The sequence below is a fragment of the Cyanobium sp. NIVA-CYA 375 genome, from assembly GCF_056108345.1.
This window is the reverse complement of sequence record NZ_JBSYHW010000263.1, coordinates 1-913: the sequence shown is the minus strand read 5'-3', so window position 1 is coordinate 913 and position 913 is coordinate 1. Positions and strand designations below refer to the sequence as shown.

Genomic DNA, 913 nt, shown 5'->3' with positions numbered 1-913 from the left:
TCGACGCATTAGTCATGTCCTCAAGCCCCCGGATGTACTGATCAGAGGGGTGACAACTTTCCTGAAACTGGGGGGGAGGTGAAACACCTTGCCCCCTACTACTGTGAAAATCAGTCATCTACAGGTTTAGATTGATGCACTTTCGGGTCAAACAAGCTTCTCCTGTTAAGCAATCTGGAGGTAATCCCTACATGTGATTTAGGAAGGATCCGCTGGAGTGGCTGGGGTTTTCAGTGACATCGACCTGGGGGGCGTAAATCGCCATAGTGCTAGTTCCAACACGTACCGCCATGATTCCCACCCGTGAGCAGATCCTTGCCGCATCCTGCGGCTGGGTAGCCGTGATTCTGAACGTGGTACCCGGCCTCGGGGCTGGATACCTGTATCAGCGCCGTTGGAAGGCCTACTGGATTACCTCAGCACTGGCCTCTGCCTGGTTCGTGGCCGGTGCCTTCCTCGGCCAGAACGCTGGTGCTACCGCCGACGCTCAAAACCGGCTTGTGGGGCTAATCGGTCTGCTATTGCTGGCAGCCGGCACCGCGACGGAAGCCGGCCTGGCTGTCAAGAAGCCTCGCCAGAGCAGCTGAGGGGTCGAGGGGTCAAAGCAGAGCCTACTGTTCCGTATCAATTAGATCTTGGGGGGCATCAAGGGCTGTAAAGGCTAGATACTCTTTGTTGAACTCAAATGAACCGTCTGCTAGTCGATCTTCGATAACTAGGCGGTTGTAAAGTCCCTTTTGCTGCTCGGCATTGCGCCCGTCACCAAGCAGGGGCAATTTTTGACAGAAAGAGAATAAGGTCAATAAATCAAAAAGAAGAAGACGGCTTAAAACTAAGTAGCAAAACCAGCTGGATTCAGAGGTGACCTGCGAAATCAATATTAACCTGACGTCTACAGTGAACGAGCCTTTGC

The 913-nt window shown here is 53.1% G+C and carries 2 protein-coding genes; one reads left to right on the top strand and one right to left on the bottom strand.

Annotation, left to right across the window (positions count from 1 at the left end):
• Window positions 1-290: 290 nt before the first annotated feature.
• Window positions 291-587 (top strand): hypothetical protein, encoded by a 297-nt coding sequence (locus tag AC01FP_RS17975; RefSeq protein ID WP_474482154.1) that lies wholly within the window; start codon window positions 291-293, stop codon window positions 585-587.
• Between the two features lie 24 nt (window positions 588-611).
• Here the strand turns inward: AC01FP_RS17975 and AC01FP_RS17970 are convergent.
• On the bottom strand, window positions 612-913 hold a 302-nt coding region (locus tag AC01FP_RS17970; RefSeq protein ID WP_474482151.1), incomplete at its 5' end, for a hypothetical protein.

Excerpts from the sequence above, each read along its gene's own strand:
- AC01FP_RS17975 (WP_474482154.1), top strand. The coding sequence starts at position 291 with ATGATTCCCACCCGTGAGCAGATCCTTGCCGCATCCTGCGGCTGGGTA.